Source organism: Collinsella sp. D33t1_170424_A12 (assembly GCF_015554865.1).
Taxonomy (GTDB): Bacteria; Actinomycetota; Coriobacteriia; order Coriobacteriales; family Coriobacteriaceae; genus Collinsella.
On the sequence record NZ_JADNJJ010000055.1, the window covers coordinates 1 to 1,785 of the forward strand.

General features: G+C 65.5%; 1 protein-coding gene, 1 tRNA gene and 1 pseudogene. All 3 read right to left on the bottom strand.

Annotation, left to right across the window (positions count from 1 at the left end; translation table 11 throughout):
• The coding region (locus I2E26_RS02730) for a biotin transporter BioY (RefSeq protein WP_195419528.1) at positions 1-495 on the bottom strand (495 nt) is incomplete at its 3' end.
• A 253-nt stretch (positions 496-748) separates the two neighbouring features.
• Positions 749-825, bottom strand: a tRNA-Glu gene (locus tag I2E26_RS02735).
• A gap of 81 nt (positions 826-906) precedes the next feature.
• Positions 907-1,785, bottom strand: a pseudogene (locus tag I2E26_RS02740) (glutamine synthetase type III); the annotation flags it as partial.

Consider the following 1,785-nt stretch of genomic DNA (forward strand, 5'->3'; position numbering starts at 1 on the left):
GATGCGAGCGCCCACCACAAGCTTTACGAGGTCGGGCACTACGAACGGAACGACGGCGAGCATCAGCGCCGAGGCGGCATCGAGCGACGCCACCATCATGAACTGCAACGTGCCGCACGCATAGGCGATCAGAAGCATGGCGATATCGCCCGCAAGCGAAGCAGCGAAACGGGACAGGCGGCCGGACAGCGCACGCGCGATGGTCGTGGCCGCCAGCATGCCCAGCAGGAAACCCCACAGGTAACCGCCCGTAGGACCGGCGAGCACGCCCGCTCCGGCGCCGAAACCCGAGAACGCGGGCGCGCCGATGGCTCCCACCAGCAGGTAGACCGCCACCGCAGCGCACGCCGTCTTACGATCGAGCGCAGCGGGAAGCATCGCCAGCACCATGGTCTGCAGCGTGAATGGAACGGGGCCCAGCGGCACGGTGAACCATGCCGACACCGCTAGCAGCGCGACGGATATACCCGCGGTCGTGATAGTTCGTGCCTGCATACTCGCCCTCCTTGAGGCTCGACAGCAAAAAGCCCGGCTCACCAGGGAACCGGGCTTGATCATTCGATGGTGCCCCCAACGGGATTCGCGTATTCGCTCACGCGAATCCGCGGCTTCGGGCGGCGCGGCGCCCTCGCACGCTCGCTGGAAAACAGCTCACGCTGTTTCCGCAGCCTCGCGACCTCCCGGTTCGAACCCCGGCTCATGGCGGAAAAAAGCCCGGCTCACCAGGGAACCGGGCTTGATCATTCGATGGTGCCCCCAACGGGATTCGAACCCGTGATATCCACCTTGAAAGGGTGGCGTCCTAGGCCGCTAGACGATGGGGACAGCGCGTGACAGTATAGCAGAAATCTTCGGTCGCGGTTGCGTCAAATTGGAATTACACCCCAAGCAACGTGGAGAAGCCTCCTACACGTAGAAGAGGATGTCGTCGTACGTGGGCACCGGCCAGTAGTCGGCGGCAACGATCTCTTCCATCGCGTCCACCGCGGCGCGGAGCTCGGCCATCGCGGGCACGACCTCGTGCGCGTAGACCTCAGCCTGGGACTGCCCGTCCTGGACGGCCTCGGCCTTGGTGTGCAGCTGATCGAGCTTTGCGATGGACATGTTGATAGCCGTGATGCCCTCGCACAGCTCGTTGAGCGTCTCCTGCTCGAAGACCATGGCAGCCTCGGCCCCGGCGGCGCGGATGGTCTCGAGACCCTTTGCCACCTTCGTTGCATACGCGGTGATGACCGGTCGGTACGTGCGGCGCGCCTCGCGCACCATCGTGGTTGCCTCGATATTCATGAGCTTGTTGTACTTCTCGAGCTTCACCTCGTAGCGGCACGCCGCTTCGGCCTCGGTGAGCACGCCCATCTCGGCGAAGAGCGCGAGGTTCTTAGGCGCGACGAACGCGGGCAGGGCCTCGGCGGTCGTAGGCAGGTTCACCAGGCCGCGGGCAGCCGCCTCCTCGTGCCATGCCTCGGAATAGCCGTCGCCCGAGAACAGGATGCGACGGTGCTCGCGCAGGTGCTCGGCGCAGTAGGCCAACGCGGCGTCGGCGAACTCGTCTGCCGGCGTGCCCTCGAGCGCGTCGGCGAAGTCGCGCAGCGCCTGCGCCACGGCGGTGTCCAGCACCATGTTGGCGTCGGACACGTTGGCCTCGGAGCCCACGGCGCGGAACTCGAACTTGTTATTCGTAAAGGCGAACGGACTCGTGCGGTTGCGGTCGGTGTTGTCCTGCTCGAGGTTGGGCAGCACCACGGCGCCCAGGTCGAGCGTGTCGGTGGTAGCGTGAACGGAAGC